The sequence below is a fragment of the Pseudoxanthomonas suwonensis genome (assembly GCF_010093235.1).
GTDB classification, from domain to species: Bacteria; Pseudomonadota; Gammaproteobacteria; order Xanthomonadales; family Xanthomonadaceae; genus Pseudoxanthomonas; species Pseudoxanthomonas suwonensis.
Genome location: NZ_PDWP01000032.1, coordinates 18,829 through 35,788, shown reverse-complemented (window position 1 = coordinate 35,788; position 16,960 = coordinate 18,829). Strand labels below are relative to the sequence as shown.

The following is a 16,960-nucleotide window of genomic DNA, read 5'->3' as shown; positions in this document are numbered from 1 at the left end:
CCCCAATCCCCAATCCCCAATCCCGGCTTCCCATGGACAAAGCGCTCTACATCGCGATGACCGGCGCCCGCGCGTCGCTGCAGGCGCAGGCCACGGTCAGCCACAACCTGGCCAACGTCGACACCGCCGGCTTCAAGGCGGTGCTGGCCAACACCGAGGCCTTCCCCGTGCGCGGCGCCGGATACCCGTCGCGGGTCGCGGCGCTCCACGTGGACCAGGGGTTCAACTCCAGCCTCGGCGCCATGCGGGTGACCGGTAACGCCCTGGACGTCTCGCTGCACGCCGACCGCTGGCTGGCCGTGCAGTCGCCGGACGGTGGCGAGGCCTATACCCGCGCCGGAAACCTGTCGCTGACGCCCAACGGCCAGCTGGTCACCGCCGGCGGGCACCCGTTGCTGGACGAGGGCGGCAACCCGATGGTGCTGCCGCCGCACCAGGCACTGGAGATCGGCCAGGACGGCACGGTATCGATCGTGCCGCTGGGCGAAGGCGCCGACACGATGGCGGTCCTGGGCCGGCTGAAGGTGGTCGAGGCGAGGCCGGAGCAGCTGACCCGCGGCCAGGACGGCCTGATGCGCAACACCAGTCCGCAGCAGGCATTGCTGCAGGCGCCCGGCACGGTGATGACCACCGGTGCGGTCGAGGAAAGCAACGTCGACGCGGCCGGCGCCCTGGTGCAGATGATCCAGATCCAGCGCCAGTTCGAGATGCAGGTGAAGGTCATCAAGACCGGCGACGAGAACGCGCGGACCTCCAACAGCCTGCTGCGCCTGGGCGGCTGAGCCGCCCGGCGCATCTCCCCGCCTTGCCCCGGGCTGGCCTGTAGCGGGCGCGCCTGCGCCTGGCCGCGCCATCGTGCCCGCTGCCGCAGGAACTTGCCTGCCCCGCCCCGCGGAAGCCGTGCGCCACCCGCGCCAGGACGCCCGGTGCCGGCCGGCCGCCCCCTCCACCGCCTCCTGCCTCCCCGGACGCCCGCGACGGCCCATCGACGCCGTTCTGGCACGCGCCATGCATATGCCATGGCGTCAATCCGTCACGTGAGGTACCGCGTCATGAATCAGGCACTCTGGGTCGCCAAGACCGGTCTGGATGCGCAGCAGACGCGCATGTCGGTGGTGTCCAACAACCTGGCCAACACCAACACCACCGGCTTCAAGCGCGACCGCGCCAACTTCGAGGACCTGCTGTACCAGCAGGTGCGCCAGCCCGGCGGCTCGACCTCGGCCCAGACCCAGCTCCCGTCCGGCCTGCAGCTGGGCACCGGCGTGCGCGTGGTGTCCACCGCCAAGGACTTCGCCCAGGGCAACCCTCAGCAGACCGGCCGCGCCCTCGACGTGATGATCAACGGCCGCGGCTTCTTCGAGGTGCTGATGCCCGACGGCAGCTCGGCCTATACCCGCGACGGCAGCTTCCAGGTCAACGCCCAGGGCGAGCTGGTGACCAGCAGCGGCTACCCGGTGCAGCCGGGCATCCAGGTCCCGGAAGGCGCGCAGTCGATGACCATCGGCACCGACGGCACGATCACCGTGCAGATGGCCGGCGACGGCCAGGCGCTTGAGATCGGCGCCCTGACCCTGACCGACTTCATCAATCCCGCGGGCCTGCAGGCGCGCGGCGAGAACCTGTACATCGAAACCACCGCCTCGGGCCCGGCCCAGAACGGCACCCCGGGCCTCAACGGCCTGGGCCTGGTCGAACAGGGCGCGCTGGAGGGCAGCAACGTCAACGTGGTCGAGGAGCTGGTCAGCATGATCGAGACCCAGCGCGCCTACGAGATGAACGCCAAGGCCATCTCCACCACCGACTCGATGCTCGGCTACCTCAACAACAACGTCTGACCGGCGCGTCGCGCCGCTGGAGCCTGCCATGAACCCCCGTTCTCGCATCGCCACCGCACTGGCCCTGCCGGCCGCGCTGCTGCTGGGCGGCTGCGTGGCCGCCGGCGACGTGCGCCCCTACCCGCCCATGGCCCCGGTGGTGGCGGTCATGCCGGTGCAGGGCGCGCCGACGCCCGGCGCGATCTACGCTGGCGGCCAGGGCATGTCGCTGTACGGCGACCGCATCGCCCGCGACGTCGGCGACCTGCTGACCATCACCCTGGTCGAGTCGACCACCGCGCAGACCAGTGCCACCACCCAGGTCAGCAAGGAAAGCGAGCTGTCCACCGGCGTGACTTCGCTGCTTGGCGGCCCGGTGACCTACAAGGGGCGCGACATCCTCTCGGCCTCGGCCAGCGGCGAGCGCGACTTCGACGGACAGGGCAAGTCCAGCCAGAGCAACCGCCTGCAGGGCAGCGTCACCGTCAGCGTCGTCCAGCGCCTGCCCAACGGCAACCTGGTGGTCCAGGGCGAGAAGAACCTGCGCCTGAACCAGGGCGACGAGCTGGTGCAGATCCAGGGCATCGTCCGCCCGCAGGACATCGGCCGCGACAACACCGTGCCGTCCAGCCGCGTCGGCGACGCGCGCATCGTCTACGGCGGTCGCGGCGCCATCGCCCAGGCCAACGCGATGGGCTGGCTGGGCCGCTTCTTCAACTCGCGCCTGTACCCGTACTGAGGTCGACCATGGCAACCTCCCGCAACCGTTCCCCCGGCCGCCGTGCCCTCGCCTGCGTGCTGGGCCTGCTGGCGCTGGCCGCCGGCCCGGCCGGCGCCGAGCGCATCAAGGACCTGGCCCAGGTCGGCGGCGTGCGCAGCAACGCCCTGGTCGGCTACGGCCTGGTGGTCGGCCTGGACAACAGCGGCGACCGCACCAGCCAGGCGCCCTTCACAGTGCAGAGCCTGAAGAACATGCTGGCCGAGCTGGGCGTGCAGGTGCCGGCCAACGTCAACCCGCAGCTGAAGAACGTGGCCGCGGTGGCCATCCATGCCGAACTGCCGCCGTTCGCCAAGCCAGGCCAGACCATCGACGTGACCGTCTCCTCGATCGGCAACGCGGTCTCGCTGCGTGGCGGCTCGCTGTTGATGGCGCCGCTGAAGGGCGCCGACGGCCAGGTCTACGCCATCGCCCAGGGCAACCTGGTGGTCGGTGGCTTCGGCGCCCAGGGCCGCGACGGCTCGCGCGTGGCGGTGAACATCCCCAGCGCCGGGCGCATCCCCAATGGCGCCACGGTCGAGCGCGCCCTGCCCAACGTGCTGGACGGCGGCGGCGACATCACCCTCAACCTCAACCGCAACGACTTCACCACCGTCGCGCGCATGGTCGACGCGATCAACCGCGTCTACGGCCCAGGCGTGGCCCGCGCGGTCGACGGCGTCACGGTGGCGGTGGCCGGCCCGTCGGATCCGGGCACGCGCATCACCTTCCTGTCGCAGATCGAGAACCTGGAACTGACCCCGGGCTCGGCCCCGGCCAAGGTCATCGTCAACGCCCGCACCGGCACGGTGGTGATCGGCTCGCAGGTGCGGGTGATGCCTGCGGCGGTCGCGCACGGCGCACTGACGGTCACCATCCAGGAAGGCGTGCAGGTGAGCCAGCCCGGCGCCTTCGCCGGCGGCGGCACCGTGACCGCGCCCACCTCCACGGTCAGCACCTCACAGGACGGCAGCCGCATGTTCCGCTTCGAGGGCGGCACCACGCTCGACGAGATCGTGCGCGCGGTCAACGAGGTCGGAGCCGCCCCCGGCGACCTGATCGCCATCCTCGAGGCCCTCAAGCAGGCCGGCGCGCTGCGCGCGGAGCTGGAAGTGATCTGATGCGCCTCGACGCCCGACCGCTGGAACTGTCCCCCCAGTCCAGGCCCGACGCCGCGCGGGTCGAGCATGTCGCGCGCCAGCTCGAAGGCCAGTTCGCGCAGATGCTGGTCAAGAGCATGCGCGACGCCAGCTTCGGCGACTCGCTGTTCCCGGGCGAGAACCAGACCTTCCGCGACATGTACGACCAGCAGCTGGCCCAGGCGATGACCTCCGGCAAGGGCCTGGGCCTGGCGCCGATGATCGCCCGCCAGCTGGCACGCCAGAGTGGAATCGACGCGGACGGCGCCAAGCCGCTGGACAACAGCATCCAGGCACGTCCCGGTCCCACCCGCGCGGCCGCGGCTGCCCTTGCCTAGGCCCAGGCGGCCGGCGCCGATGCTGTGATCGGTCCGGAGGCCGCGCGTGCGCTGGACGTGATTGCCGGCCGCGACGGCTCCACCAGCGAAAGCTCGCCGCTGGACAACCTCGTGCGCCGGCTGATGGCCGGTCCCGAGGCCGCGGTGGCTTCCGCCGGGACCGGCGTGGCCGCGCTGGCCGCGGAGGAATTCGCCCCGCGCAGCCCGGAACGCTTCGTCGCCAGCATCTGGGACCAGGCACAGGCGGCGGCGCAGGAACTGGGCGTGGACGCACGCGCCCTGGTCGCGCAGGCCGCGCTGGAGACCGGCTGGGGCCGGCGCCAGATCCAGCGCGACGGCGGCGGCAGCGCCAACAACCTGTTCGGCATCAAGGCCAGTGGGTGGAGCGGCGAACGCGCCACCACCCGCACCCACGAGTACGTGGACGGCCAGCGCCGCACTGAGACGGCGCAGTTCCGTGCCTATGCCACGCCCGCCGAGAGCTTCGCCGACTACGTGCGCATGCTGAAGAACAACCCGCGCTACCAGAAGGCGCTGCAGGCCGGCGGCGACGTGCGCCGCTTCGCCCAGGCGTTGCAGAGCGCCGGCTACGCGACCGACCCGGCCTACGCCGCCAAGATCACCGCGATCGCCAACGGCCCGACCGTGAACCGCGCCATGCAGGCGATCGCCGGCGTGGCCGCACGCACCGCCAACACCGCGCTGGCGGCCGCCGGCGACATGGCCAGCGGCATCACAAGGAGATAAGCGATGTCCGTCCTCTCCACCGGCACCGGCGCCCTGCTCGCCTTCCAGCGGGCACTGTCGACGGTCAGCCACAACGTCGCCAACGTCAACACCGAGGGCTACACCCGCCAGCGGGTGGAGCTGGCCGCGCGCAACCCCACCAACTACGGCTACGGCTATGTCGGCAATGGCACCGAGATCAGCGGCATCCGCCGCATGGCCGACGAGCTGGCCACCTCGCGCCTGCTGGACACCGGTGGAGAACTGGCCCGGCTGCAGCAGCTGTCCTCCCTGACCGGCCGGCTGGATTCGCTGTTCTCCGACACCGCCACCAACCTGGCCGGCGTGTGGTCGGACTTCTTCGACTCGGTCAGCGCGCTGTCCTCCAATGCCGGCGGCACCGCCGAGCGGCAGAACCTGCTCAAGGAGGCCAGCACGCTGGCGGCGCGCTTCCGCCAGCTGGACGGCCAGCTGCGTTCGCTGGATTCGGAAGTCAACAACGGCCTGGTCACCGGCGCCAGCGAGGTCAACCGCCTGGCCGCGGAGATTGCGCGCATCAACAGCGAGATTGGCTCGGACGCGAGCCGCGCCGCGCCGGACCTGCTCGACCGCCGCGACCACCTGGTCGCCCAGCTGGTCGGCTACACCGGCGGCACCGCGGTCATGCAGGACGGCGGTCCCATCAACGTGTTCACCGCCGGCGGCCAGCCGCTGGTGGTGGGCATGGAGGCCTCCACCCTGACCACGGTGGCCGATCCCTACCGTCCCGAGCGCCTGCAGCTGGCGCTGAAGGGCGGCGGCACCACCACCCTGCTCGACCAGCGCGCCCTCGGTGGACGCATTGGCGGCCTGGTGGAGTTCCGCGATACCGTGCTGGATCCGGCCGCGGCCGAGCTGGGCCGGATCGCGGGGGCGATGGCCACCACGTTCAACGAGGGCCACGCAGCCGGCATGGACCTGTACGGGGCGATGGGCGGCACCTTCTTCAGCCTGCCCGCGCCGCAGGTCAACGGCAACGCCCGCAACACCGGCAGCGCCGCGATCCAGGCCCAGGTATCCGACGTCTCCGCGCTGACCGGCCAGAACCTGGTGCTGCGCTTCGGCGACACCGGCTGGATGGCAATGCGCGCCGACACCGGCGAGGCGGTGCCGATGACCGGTAGCGGCACCGCGGCCGATCCGTTCGTGGGCGACGGCATCTCGCTGGAGGGGTCCGGAACGCCGGCACTGGGCGCCCGCTTCCTGCTGCAGCCGACCGCCGGCGCCGCGACCGGGATCAACGTGGCGATCACCGATCCTTCGCGCATCGCCGCCGCCACGCCGGTACGCGGTGGCGCCGCGCTGGCCAACGTCGGCAGCGGCGTGCTGTCTGACCTGCGCGTGGAGGACGCCGGCGATCCGGACCTGCTCCAGGACGCGGTCATCGAGTTCCTGGACGCAGGCCAGTACACCATCGACGGCGCCGGTCCGTTCGCCTTCACCCCAGGGCAGCGGATCAGCGCCAATGGCTGGAGCGTGGTGCTCGACGGCATCCCCGCGGCGGGCGACCAGTTCACGATCTCCCGCACCGGCCCCGGCTCGGCGGACAACGGCAATGCCAACCGGCTGGCGAACCTGGACGACGCACGCGTGGTCAGCGGCGGCACGATCAGCCTCAACGGCGCCGTCGGCGGCCTCACCACCATGATCGGCTCGCACGCGCGCCAGGCCGAGTACGCGGCCGATGCCCAGCAGGTGATCCACGACAACGCCAAGGCCGCGCGCGACGCGGTGGCCGGCGTCAACCTCGACGAGGAAGCGGCGAACATGCTCCGCCTGCAGCAGGCCTACCAGGCCGCGGCGCAGATCATCTCCACCGCCGACACCATGTTCCAGTCCATCCTGAGCGCAGTCGCCCGATGAGCAGCCGCATCTCCACCAGCATGATGTTCGACACGGCGCTGGCCACCATGCTGGCGCGCCAGAAGCAGCTTTCGGCGCTGCAGCAGCAGGTCGCCACCGGCAAGAAGATCGTCACCGCCAAGGACGATCCGGTCGGCGCGGGCGCCGCCGTGGGCCTGGACCGCACCCTCGCGGAGCTGGAGCGCTTCGGCCTCAACGCCAATACGGTGAGCAACCGGCTCGGCCAGCAGGAAAACGTGCTGACGCTGGTCGGCGACGACATGATCCGCATCAACGAGCTTGCGGTCCAGGCCAACACCGACACGCTCTCGGACGATGACCGCAAGTCCATCGCCGCCGAGCTGCGCACGATCCGCGACAACCTGATCAGCCTGGCCAACAGCACGGACGGCACCGGGCGCTATCTTTTCGGCGGAGCGGCCGACGACGTCGCGCCGTTCAGCCGGGTCGCCGGCGGCATCGCCTACAACGGCGACCAGACCCAGCGCTCGGTCGAGATCGCGCCGGGCAGCTTCGTGCAGGACACGCTGCCGGGCAGCGAAGTCTTCATGCGCATCCGCACCGGTGACGGCACCGTGGACGCACGCATGGCCGCCGGCAACAGCGGTACGGGGATACTGGAGAGCTTCAGCCGTAGCACCGCAGGCGGCTGGAATGGCGAGAGCTATACGATCCGCTTCACCGCCGGCAACGGCTATGAAGTGTTCGACGCGGACAACAACATGGTCGGCGGCGGTACCTGGGCGCCGAAGACCGATATCGAGTTCGGCGGCCTGCGCCTTTCGGTCAGCGGCCAGCCCGCGGACGGCGACGAGCTGCAGATCGGCCCGGCGGGCACGCGCGACGTGTTCGCAACCGTGCAGGAGATGATCGACGCGCTCGAGGCGCCGGTGGTCACCGCCGGGGACAAGGCCGCGAGGCGCAACGCCCTGCAGGCATCCATGCGCGATGTCGCGCGCGCGGCCGAGAACATGATCGACGCCCGCGCCGCCGGCGGCGCCCAGCTGGCCCTGGTGGACGACGCGGCCTCGCTGCGCGAGGCCAATGCGGTCACGCTCAAGACCACCCTGTCCGGCATGCGCGACCTGGACTACGCGGACGCGATCACCCGCTTCCAGCTGGAAAGCACCGCGCTGCAGACGGCGCAGACCGTGTTCACCCGCATGCAGGGGCTGTCGCTCTTCAACCTCCTGCGCTAGGCCCGAAGGGGGCCGACGCAGGACCTGGAACGGCGCGGGAAACCGCGCCGTTTTTCTTTTCGTCACGCCCCCCCTAAAGCCCGGCACGGCGCTGCCGTTAATCGATACCGTAGCCGGAGGCGACCGGGGGCAGGCTCTTTGAGCACGCAAGTGCCCGGTAGCAAAGAAAAAAATTTCCGGCACGGCACTAAAGCTTCGAATGCTGGCGCCGTTAATGGATACAGCAGCGGCACCGGTCAGATTGATGACCCCCCTGTGGAGTCCGGCAAGACTTACGCAGTCCTATCCGCCGGGAAAAATCGCTTAGAGGAGAATCAAAATGGCACAAGTCATCAATACCAACGTGATGTCGCTGAACGCGCAGCGCAACCTGAACACCAACAGCGCGAGCCTGGCGACCACCATCCAGCGCCTGTCGTCGGGCCTGCGCATCAACAGCGCGAAGGACGACGCCGCCGGCCTGGCGATCTCGGAGCGCTTCACCACCCAGATCCGTGGCCTGGACGTCGCCGTGCGCAACGCCAACGACGGCATCTCGCTGGCCCAGACCGCCGAAGGCGCGATGGTCGAGATCGGCAACAACCTGCAGCGCATCCGCGAACTGGCGGTGCAGTCGGCCAACGCCACCAACTCGCAGTCCGACCGCGACGCGCTGAACGCCGAAGTCTCGCAGCTGGTCGCCGAGATCGACCGCGTCGCCAACCAGACCAACTTCAACAACACCAAGCTGCTGGACGGCTCCTTCGCCGGCGCCCTGTTCCAGGTCGGCGCCAACGCCGGCCAGACCATCGGCGTGAACAGCATCGTCGACGCCAACGCGAACGCGCTGGGCAACGTCAAGTTCGCCGCCGTCGCCACCGGCACCGTCACCACCGGCGCCGACATCAGCGGCCTGACGATCAACAGCGTGACCATCGCCGACGTCGCCGACACCGGCGTGGCCGCGGACAACGCCAAGGCCCTGGCCCAGGCGATCAACGACAAGTTCGACCAGACCGGCGTCTACGCCAGCGTCGACGGCGCCGGGATCACCCTGACCTCGGTCAAGGCCGGGCAGGACCGGGTGATCGGCGGCACCGTCGCCGGCACCGGCCTGACCGCCGGCAGCACCGACGCCGACGCCTCCGCCGCCAGCTTCGCCAAGGACCTGGACATCTCGAGCTTCGCCGGCGCGCAGCGCGCGATGGAGATCGTCGATGCCGCCCTGACCTCGGTGAACTCCGCCCGCGCCGACATGGGCGCGATCCAGAACCGCTTCACTTCGACCATCGCCAACCTGCAGAGCACCAGCGAGAACCTGTCCGCCTCGCGCAGCCGCATCCGCGACGCCGACTACGCCAAGGAGACCGCCGAGCTGACCCGCACGCAGATCCTGCAGCAGGCCGGCACGGCGATGCTGGCCCAGGCCAAGTCGATCCCGCAGAACGTGCTGAGCCTGCTGCAGTAAGCCTTCACGGGCAGGACCACGCCGGACCCGCCTCCCCGCAAGGGAGGCGGGCCTTTTTCGTTTCCGCCCTGCCAGCGGCGGCACGTGGCTTGCATGAGTGGCCCCGTACTTACGGTGGTCCGCCCATGTCCAGAATCCTCCTGTCGAACAACACGCTGGCGCAGTACGCCAGATCGGAACTCGTCACGTACGAGATCGCCCAGCATCTGGTCGAATCCGGCCATGTGGTGACCGTGGCGACATTCGCCAGCGGTGGCGACATCCGCCAGGATTTCGACGCCCTGGGGGTGCAGTGGATCGACCTGTCCGCGCCGCCGGCACCGGTGGAGACCCACTTCGACCTTTACTGGGGCCACCACTCCAGCTGCTTCGATTCCCTGCTGATCGGGCGCAACCTGTCGGCGGACCGGATCGTATTCTCCTCGCTGTCGCCATACGAGCCCCTGGAGTGCCCACCGCTCTATGCCGACAGCCTGACCCATGTGCTGGCGAACTCGCACGAGACGCGCGAGGTCATCGAGGGTTACGGGATACCGGCCGGATCGATCACGGTGATGCCCAACTGCATCACCCGCGAGTGGGAATCCCACGGCCTGCGGCGGCTGCCGGCCGCCCCCCGGAAGCTGGCGTTCGTCTCCAACCACGTGCCGGCGGAGGTGATGGCCGCGATTTCGCGCCTCCAGGACGCGGGCGTGCAGGTGGTGATCCATGGCCATGGCCACGACGCGCGGCGTGTCAGCCCAGCGCTGCTGGCCGACGTGGATGTCGTCCTCACCATCGGGCGAACCACCCAGGCCGCGCTGTCCCAGGGAATCCCGGTGTACTGCTACGACCGCTTCGGCGGGCCGGGCTACATCACGACCGACAATTTCGAGCGGGCCGCGTTCTACAACTTTTCCGGCCGCTGCTGCAACAGGCAGCTGGACGCCGCCTCCATCGCAGACGAGCTGCTGGCCAGCTTTCCCACGGCGGCCGCCCAGGTGCAGGAGCTTTCGGCGCGGATCCGCACAGGCTTCTTCCTGCCCACCTGGGTCGATTCGGTGCTGGACAAGGTCGGCGCCCTGCCCGCGCTGGCCGATCCGCCGCGGGGAAGCCTCGCCCAGGCACGCCGCATCCGCATCGCCCGTAGCCAGGTTGACCGGGATACCGCCATCGCCGACTGGCTGGAGTCGCGCACCCCCAGCCGCCCCCAGCTGCGCCTTGCCCAGGCGCACGCGGATGCCTCGGGCGCCCTCCCGGAGGTTGCGGTATTCGTCCTCGACCGCAGTGGATCGCGCAAGCACATCCGAAGGACGGTCAGCAGCCTGCGCAGTGCCGCGCGCGCGGGCACCTTCAAGCTGAAAATCCACGTCGTCAGCCGGGTGCACCGCGAGAGTCCGACCGAAGAAACCCGGCCGGGCGTGACCTGGCACTACCAGGCCGACGGCGATCTCGCCGGCGCGGTGAACGCCGCCGCCACGCGCCAGTGTGGCGACTGGCTGCTGTTGGTCGATACCGGCGAGGAATTCACCGCGCTGGGCCTGCAGGCAATGGTCCAGGAAGCGGTCGGTACGCCGGACCTGCGCGCCGTATATGCGGACGAGGTGATGCGCACGCCCACGGGCGACCTCACCGCGCTGCTCCGGCCCGACATCAACCTCGACCTGCTGCTGTCGGTGCCCGGAAGCATGGCGCGCCATTGGATGTTCCGCCGGGAAGTCTTCGTGGAGGCCGGTGGCCTGGACGGCACCATGGCCGAGGCCGCCGAGTTCGACCTGCTGCTGCGCCTGCTTGAAACAGGCGGGATCGATGGTCTGGCCCACGTGCACGAACCGCTGCTGGTCGTCCCGCCGCAGGCGCTGGTGACCAGCCGCGCCGAGATCGACGCGCTGGAACGGCACCTGCGTAACCGTGGCTACAGCGAGGCCGTGGTCGAGTCGCATCGGCCCGGCTGCTACCGGATCCGGTACGGCCATCCGGCTGTGCCCGGCGTATCGATCATCGTCCCCACCCGCAACCAGTTCGCCCTGCTGCAGCGCTGCATCGAAGGCGTGCTGGAGAAAACGGCGTATACCAACTACGAGATTCTGATCGTCGACAACGGCAGCACCGACGAGGATGCCTGCCGCTGGCTGGAGGGCATCGAGGCGATGGGCAGCATGCAGCTGCGCGTGCTGCGCCATCCGGGCCCGTTCGACTATCCGGCAATGGTCAACATGGCCGCCGGCCACGCTCGCGGCGACTACCTGTTGTTGCTGGACAACGACACTGCAATCCTCCGCGAAGACTGGCTCGACGCGCTGCTCAACCACGCCCAGCGTCCGGAGGTAGGCGTGGTCGGCGCCAAGCTGCTGCGGCCAAGCGGCACCGTCGAGCATGCCGGCTACGTGCTCGGCGTGCAGGGCGCCGCGGGCACCCCGTTCGCTGGCGCCAGGCTCGATGCACCCGGATACATGCAGCGCCTGCAGGTGGACCAGAATTACAGTGCGGTATCCGGCTCGTGCCTCATGGTGCGGCGCCCGCTGTTCGAAGAAGTGGGCGGTCTGGCGGGCGACGCCGGCCTGCGCCATGCCTGCAACGACGTGGACCTGTGCCTGAAGGTGCGCGCCGCCGGCTACCTGGTGGTGTGGACGCCCCACGCCCTGGTCATGCACGAGGGCGGCGCCAGCGTCGCACTGCTGGACCGGGCCACCGTCGCCGAGAAGGCGGCGCGAGTGCTGGAAGCGCACGCCTCAATCTACCGGCAATGGCTACCGGTGGTCGCCCACGACCCGGCCTACAACCGCCACCTGTCGCTGAACGGTGGGGCATTCCGGGTCGAGACCAATACCTGGCTGAACCGCGATCCGCTGCCATGGAAGCCGCTCCCGACGGTCCTAGCCCTGCCTGCCGACCGCTTCGGCTGCGGGTACTACCGGGTCATCCATCCCGGGCAGGCCATGGTCTCGGAGGGGTTGGCGGACGTCCGCATCGGCGACCACTACATCAGCCCAGCGGAGCTGGAGCGGATCGCGCCGGATACCATCGTGTTCCAGCGACAGATGCTGAAGGAGCAGATCGAAGCGCAGAAGCGCATGACCGGCTTCAGCCGCGCCTTCAAGGTCGCCGAGCTCGATGACTACATGGCAAACATCCCGCTCAAGAGCGTCCACCGCGACCATCTCCCGCAGGACCTCATCAAGCACATGCGGGCCGCGCTCAAGAGCGTGGACCGACTGGTGGTTTCAACCGAGCCGCTGGCCGAAGCCATGAAGGGCCTGCATCCGGAGATCCGCGTATCGAGGAATCGCCTGCCCGCGCACTGGTGGGCCCACCTGAAGGGCCGCCGCCGCCAGGGCCGCCTGCCAAGGGTCGGCTGGGGTGGCGGCGCCAGCCACCGCGGCGACCTGGAACTGGTCGCGGATGTAGTCCGGGCGCTCTCCGATGAGGTCGAGTGGGTGTTCATGGGCATGTGTCCGGAGAAGCTGCGCCCCTTCATCCACGAGTTCCACCAGGGCGTTCCGATCACCGAGTACCCCGCTCGCCTGGCGGCACTGGACCTGGACCTGGCGATCGCCCCGCTGGAGGACAACCAGTTCAACCGTTGCAAGAGCAACCTGCGCCTGCTCGAGTTCGGTGCCTGCGGCTTCCCGGTGGTGTGCAGCGACGTGGCCGCCTTCCAGGACGGACTGCCGGTGACCCGGGTCAAGCCTCGGTTCAAGGACTGGGTCGACGCCATCCGCATGCATGTCAACGACCTGGACGCTGCGGCCCGGGCCGGCGATGCCCTGCGCGAGGCGATCCATCGCGACTGGATGCTGGACGAGGCCAGCGCCCGGGAGTGGCTGGCCAGCTGGATGCCCGACTGAGGCCCCGCTCAAGTACCTGCACATCCTGCCGTTAACGACGCCGGAGGCCTGCGCACCGGCGCGACGGCCAAGACAAGGACCCCATCATGGCTTCGATCTCAACCGGCGGTTCCGGACTGGACATCGCGAGCCTGGTCTCGCAGCTGGTCCAGGCCACCCGGATCCCCACCGAGACCCGAATCAACTCGGCCACCAGCGCGATCAGCGCCAAGCTTTCGGCGGTCGGCCAGATCAAGAACTCGCTGACCTCGCTGCAGACGGCGCTCGAGAAGCTGGGCACCGCCGCGGAGAAGCCCGGCTACCAGGCCAAGGTGCAGGATGGCGCCGGCTTCACCGCCGAGGCCACTTCCGATGCGCTGCCGGGTTCGCATTCGGTCGAGGTGCTGGCCGTGGCCACGGCGCAGAAGCTGTCCTCGGCCGCGTACGCGCCGGGCGCGGTGGTCGGTACCGGCCAGCTGTCCATCGCCTGGGGCAGCGAGGAAGGCCAGAGCCTGTCGGTGACCTTCGAGGAAGGCGCGACCCTGGCCGACATCGCCAGGTCGATCAACCGCGCCGCCGGCGGCAAGGGCGTGGGCGCTACGGTGGTCACCGCCGACGATGGCGAGCACCTGGTGTTCTCCGCCCGCGAGACCGGCACCGCGAATGCGCTGACGATCACCGCCAGCGGCGGCGACGGCGGATTCCTGGCCCTGACCACCGGCCCCGGCGGCAGCCTGGTCGAGCAGGTCGCGGGCTCCGACGCGCGGGTGCGCGTCGACGGTTTCGAGCGCACCTCCGCTTCCAACACGATCACCGGCCTGGTGCCCGGGGTGAACCTCTCGCTGGCCACGGCCAAACCCGGCGAGAGCTTCCGCCTGGACGTCAGCTCCGACGGCACCGACCTGCAGAGCGCCATGGAGGCCTTCGTCTCGGCCTACAACAGCATCGGCTCGGTGCTGAAGTCCACCAGCAGCTACAACGCCGAAACCAAGACCGCCTCCGTACTCACCGGCGACTCGCTGGTCAGGGGCCTGCAACAGCAGTTGCGCAACCTGGCCAGCGGCAACACCCTGGCGCTCAAGGAACTTGGCATCACCATCGACAAGAGCGGGGTGATGAGCCTGGACAAGGCCAAGCTCACCGAGGCCACGGCCCGGGATCCGCAGGCCGTCACCCGCCTGTTCGGCAGCGAGGGCAGCATCGCCACCGGCCTCAAGACGGTGTTCCGGAACCACCTGGACAGCACCGATGGCGTGATCACCCAGCGCACCGAGACCCTCAACAAGCAGCGCGACCGCCTCGACGACCAGCTCGAACAGCTGGACCGCCGCATGGAGAAACTCCACTCGACCTACCTTGCCCAGTTCACCGCCATGGAGAGCATGATCGTGCAGCTGCAGGGAAGCGCCAGCTCGCTCAACAACCTGCTGGCCCAGAGCGGCAAGAGCTGACGGGCGTCCTCAAGCCCGCTGCCCCCCGGCCGATACCCGGAGTGTCACCAGCGTCTGCGCCGGCAACGGCCGCGGCCCGTCACGAGGAACATCCACCATGTACGCCGCCAAGCGCACCCTGGCCGACGAGTACCGCCGAACCGCCATCTCCGCCCGCGTGGCCGAGGCCGATCCGCACCAGCTGATCGCCCTGCTGTTCGAGGGCGCCAGCCAGCGTATCCGCCGCGCCCTTGCCTGCATGCAGCAGGGCGACATCCCGCAGAAGGGCAAGGCGATCGGCGAAGCCTGCGCGATCCTCGGCCACCTCAGCGGCTCGCTCGACCACGAGGCGGGCGGCCAGGTGGCCGCGAACCTCTCATCGCTCTACGACTACATGATCCGCCGCCTGACCGAGGCGAACCTGCACAACGATGTCGCCGCCCTGTCCGAATCCCTGGACCTGCTGGGCGAGATCGAGTCGGCCTGGAACTCGATCCCCCAGGCGCAGCGGGCCATGCCGTCATGAACGCGGCCGAGCGCCTGGCCGAGCTCCACGGGGCGATGGACCGGATCCGCGCCGCGCTCGAGCGCGACGAGATCGAATCCATTCAGCCGATGATGGACGCTTACGACCGGGCGGTGCGCGAGTTCTGCACGCTCGATGGCGCAGCGGCCCTGCAGGAAGGCGTGCGCTTGCTGCATGATCGCCAGCAGGAGACCATCGCCGCCATGCGCGACCGCCAGGAACGGCTGCTGGGCCTGATGCGCCAGCAGCGGCAAGCCAGCCGTGCCATGCACGCCTACGCGGGATCCGGAGCCGAATAATGCCCGCCGCCAGCCTCGCCGCCCTGCTCCACGACCTCACTTCCCTGCGCCAGGCGCTGGACCGCGGGGACTACGGAATGGCCGGCGATGTCCTGGCCGGGCACGAGCTGCACCTGCGGGAATTCGTCGAGCAGATCGGGCCGGGCGCCCCGCTGCAGGCCCTGCGCGGCCTGCTCCAGCTCCAGCACCTGGTGGAGCTGGATGACGCCAGCGTTCCCGGGGGAATGGCATGAGCCCGGCTTGGCCGCCGCAGGCGGAGGCCGCCGAGCAGGGCCTGTTCGGCGACGTGCTGGTCTGCGACGCGGTACTGCCGGCGAGCTTCCTGCCCGGCGTGGTCGCGCGCACGGCCCAGGCGGGCGCCCTGCTGGCCGGGCTGGCCCAGGTCGAGGACCTGCGTGGCGGCGACGAGGCCAGCGAGGAAAAGCGCGGCGAGCTGCCGCTGCTGGCCCAGCGCATGGACGCCAAGCTCGACCTGGTCCTGGTGCTGCTGGGCCGCCTGGTCCGCCAGGCCTGCCCGCCCCTGCCGCCCGCCGCGGTGCGCTGGTCCGCCCGCGGCGTGCGCCTGCAGCTGCCCGCCGATGCGGAACGGCCGGCCGCCGATTCGGCCGGTTGCCTGCGCCTGCAGCCGGCCGAATGGCTCCCGGACGACCTCGAACTGCCGGTGATCGTCAGCGCCACCGCGCACACCGGCGATGCCGGCTGGCTCTGGCTGCGGTTCCCGGCCCTGCCGGCCGGGCTGGAGGAAGCCATGGACCGTCATCTGTTCCGCATGCACCGGCGGCAGGTCGCCGACTCGCGCCGCCGCTGACCGATGGCGTCCCCGGAACGGGGCGGAGGCCCGCCGCTACAAAACCCCCGGCCCATAGGCTATGGTGGCAGCGGTTTTTCCGGGGATCGGCAGCAGCCCGTGCGAGTTCTGATCGTTGACGACCACACCCTGGTCCGCGCCGGGCTCAGCCGCCTGCTGCAGACCTTCGACGGGGTGGACGTGGTCGCCGAGGCCGCCAATGCCGACCAGGCGATCGACCTGGCCGAGCTGCACCGCCCGGACCTGGTCCTGCTCGACCTCTCCCTGCCCGGCCGCACCGGGCTGGAGGCGCTCAGCGACATCCTCGCCCGGGTGCCGGGGACGCGGGTGGTCATGATGTCCATGCATGACGACCCCCTGCACGTGCGCGATGCCCTGGACCGCGGCGCCGCCGGCTTCGTGGTCAAGGACGCCGCGCCACTGGAGCTGGAGCTGGCCCTGCGTGCGGCGGCCGGCGGCGAGGTGTTCCTCAGCCCTCGCATCTCCTCGCGCATGATTGCCCCGCTGATTGGCCGTGGCCGGCAGGCGCGTCCCGAGGGCGTGGCCGCACTGCCGCCGCGCCAGCGCCAGATCCTGGCCCAGATCGGACAGGGCCTCAGCAGCAAGGAAATCGCCAGCGGCCTGGGGATCAGCGTCAAGACGGTGGAAACCCACCGCGCCCGCATGATGGAAGCCCTGGGCTGCCGCCGCGCCAGCGAGCTGGTCCTGCTGGCGGTCAAGCACCAGCACGAGCTCGGCTGAGGCCTCGGCGGGCGGCGAAATTCCG

Annotated in this window: 14 protein-coding genes and 1 pseudogene; all 15 read left to right on the top strand. The window is 70.1% G+C overall.

All coding sequences use genetic code 11. From position 1 onward, the window contains the following. The first annotated feature begins 32 nt into the window (after positions 1-32). The 15 genes and pseudogenes from CSC68_RS14015 (at position 33) to CSC68_RS13945 (ending at position 16,935) form a co-directional block, all read left to right on the top strand. On the top strand, positions 33-782 hold the full coding sequence (locus CSC68_RS14015) for a flagellar basal body rod protein FlgF (protein WP_162204232.1): 750 nt from the start codon (positions 33-35) through the stop codon (positions 780-782). Positions 783-1,052: 270 nt separating this feature from the next. Continuing rightward, complete coding sequence (gene flgG, locus CSC68_RS14010) at positions 1,053-1,838, top strand: flagellar basal-body rod protein FlgG (RefSeq protein WP_162204231.1); 786 nt, start codon at positions 1,053-1,055, stop codon at positions 1,836-1,838. A 28-nt stretch (positions 1,839-1,866) separates the two neighbouring features. Continuing rightward, a complete protein-coding gene (gene flgH, locus CSC68_RS14005; RefSeq protein WP_162204230.1) occupies positions 1,867-2,556 on the top strand; it encodes a flagellar basal body L-ring protein FlgH in 690 nt (229 codons plus the stop codon). Between the two features lie 8 nt (positions 2,557-2,564). Further along, a complete protein-coding gene (locus tag CSC68_RS14000) occupies positions 2,565-3,695 on the top strand; it encodes a flagellar basal body P-ring protein FlgI (RefSeq protein ID WP_162204229.1) in 1,131 nt (376 codons plus the stop codon). Continuing rightward, positions 3,695-4,798: pseudogene (flgJ, locus tag CSC68_RS13995) on the top strand (flagellar assembly peptidoglycan hydrolase FlgJ). Before CSC68_RS14000 ends, flgJ begins: the two are co-directional and overlap by 1 nt. A gap of 3 nt (positions 4,799-4,801) precedes the next feature. Next, positions 4,802-6,679, top strand: coding sequence for a flagellar hook-associated protein FlgK (flgK, locus tag CSC68_RS13990; protein WP_162204228.1), 1,878 nt, complete (start codon positions 4,802-4,804; stop codon positions 6,677-6,679). After that, positions 6,676-7,878: a flagellar hook-associated protein FlgL gene (gene flgL, locus CSC68_RS13985; protein ID WP_162204227.1), complete on the top strand. Its 1,203-nt coding sequence runs from the start codon at positions 6,676-6,678 to the stop codon at positions 7,876-7,878. Before flgK ends, flgL begins: the two co-directional genes overlap by 4 nt. Positions 7,879-8,197: 319 nt before the next feature. Beyond that, complete coding sequence (locus CSC68_RS13980; protein ID WP_162204226.1) at positions 8,198-9,325, top strand: flagellin; 1,128 nt, start codon at positions 8,198-8,200, stop codon at positions 9,323-9,325. A 125-nt stretch (positions 9,326-9,450) separates the two neighbouring features. Continuing rightward, positions 9,451-13,152, top strand: a complete 3,702-nt coding sequence (locus CSC68_RS13975; protein ID WP_162204225.1) for a glycosyltransferase — start codon at positions 9,451-9,453, stop codon at positions 13,150-13,152. An 86-nt stretch (positions 13,153-13,238) separates the two neighbouring features. After that, positions 13,239-14,582: a flagellar filament capping protein FliD gene (fliD, locus tag CSC68_RS13970; RefSeq protein ID WP_162204224.1), complete on the top strand. Its 1,344-nt coding sequence runs from the start codon at positions 13,239-13,241 to the stop codon at positions 14,580-14,582. Between the two features lie 97 nt (positions 14,583-14,679). Next, the gene (gene fliS, locus CSC68_RS13965) at positions 14,680-15,087 is read left to right on the top strand and encodes a flagellar export chaperone FliS (protein WP_162204223.1); all 408 of its coding nucleotides are present in this window, start codon (positions 14,680-14,682) and stop codon (positions 15,085-15,087) included. After that, positions 15,084-15,386, top strand: coding sequence for a hypothetical protein (locus tag CSC68_RS13960; RefSeq protein WP_162204222.1), 303 nt, complete (start codon positions 15,084-15,086; stop codon positions 15,384-15,386). The genes fliS and CSC68_RS13960 overlap by 4 nt, the downstream gene beginning before the upstream one ends. After that, positions 15,386-15,619, top strand: a complete 234-nt coding sequence (locus tag CSC68_RS13955; RefSeq protein WP_162204221.1) for a hypothetical protein — start codon at positions 15,386-15,388, stop codon at positions 15,617-15,619. The genes CSC68_RS13960 and CSC68_RS13955 overlap by 1 nt, the downstream gene beginning before the upstream one ends. After that, positions 15,616-16,194: a PilZ domain-containing protein gene (locus CSC68_RS13950; RefSeq protein WP_162204220.1), complete on the top strand. Its 579-nt coding sequence runs from the start codon at positions 15,616-15,618 to the stop codon at positions 16,192-16,194. Before CSC68_RS13955 ends, CSC68_RS13950 begins: the two co-directional genes overlap by 4 nt. A gap of 99 nt (positions 16,195-16,293) precedes the next feature. Beyond that, positions 16,294-16,935: a response regulator gene (locus CSC68_RS13945; RefSeq protein ID WP_162204219.1), complete on the top strand. Its 642-nt coding sequence runs from the start codon at positions 16,294-16,296 to the stop codon at positions 16,933-16,935. Positions 16,936-16,960 lie beyond the last annotated feature (25 nt).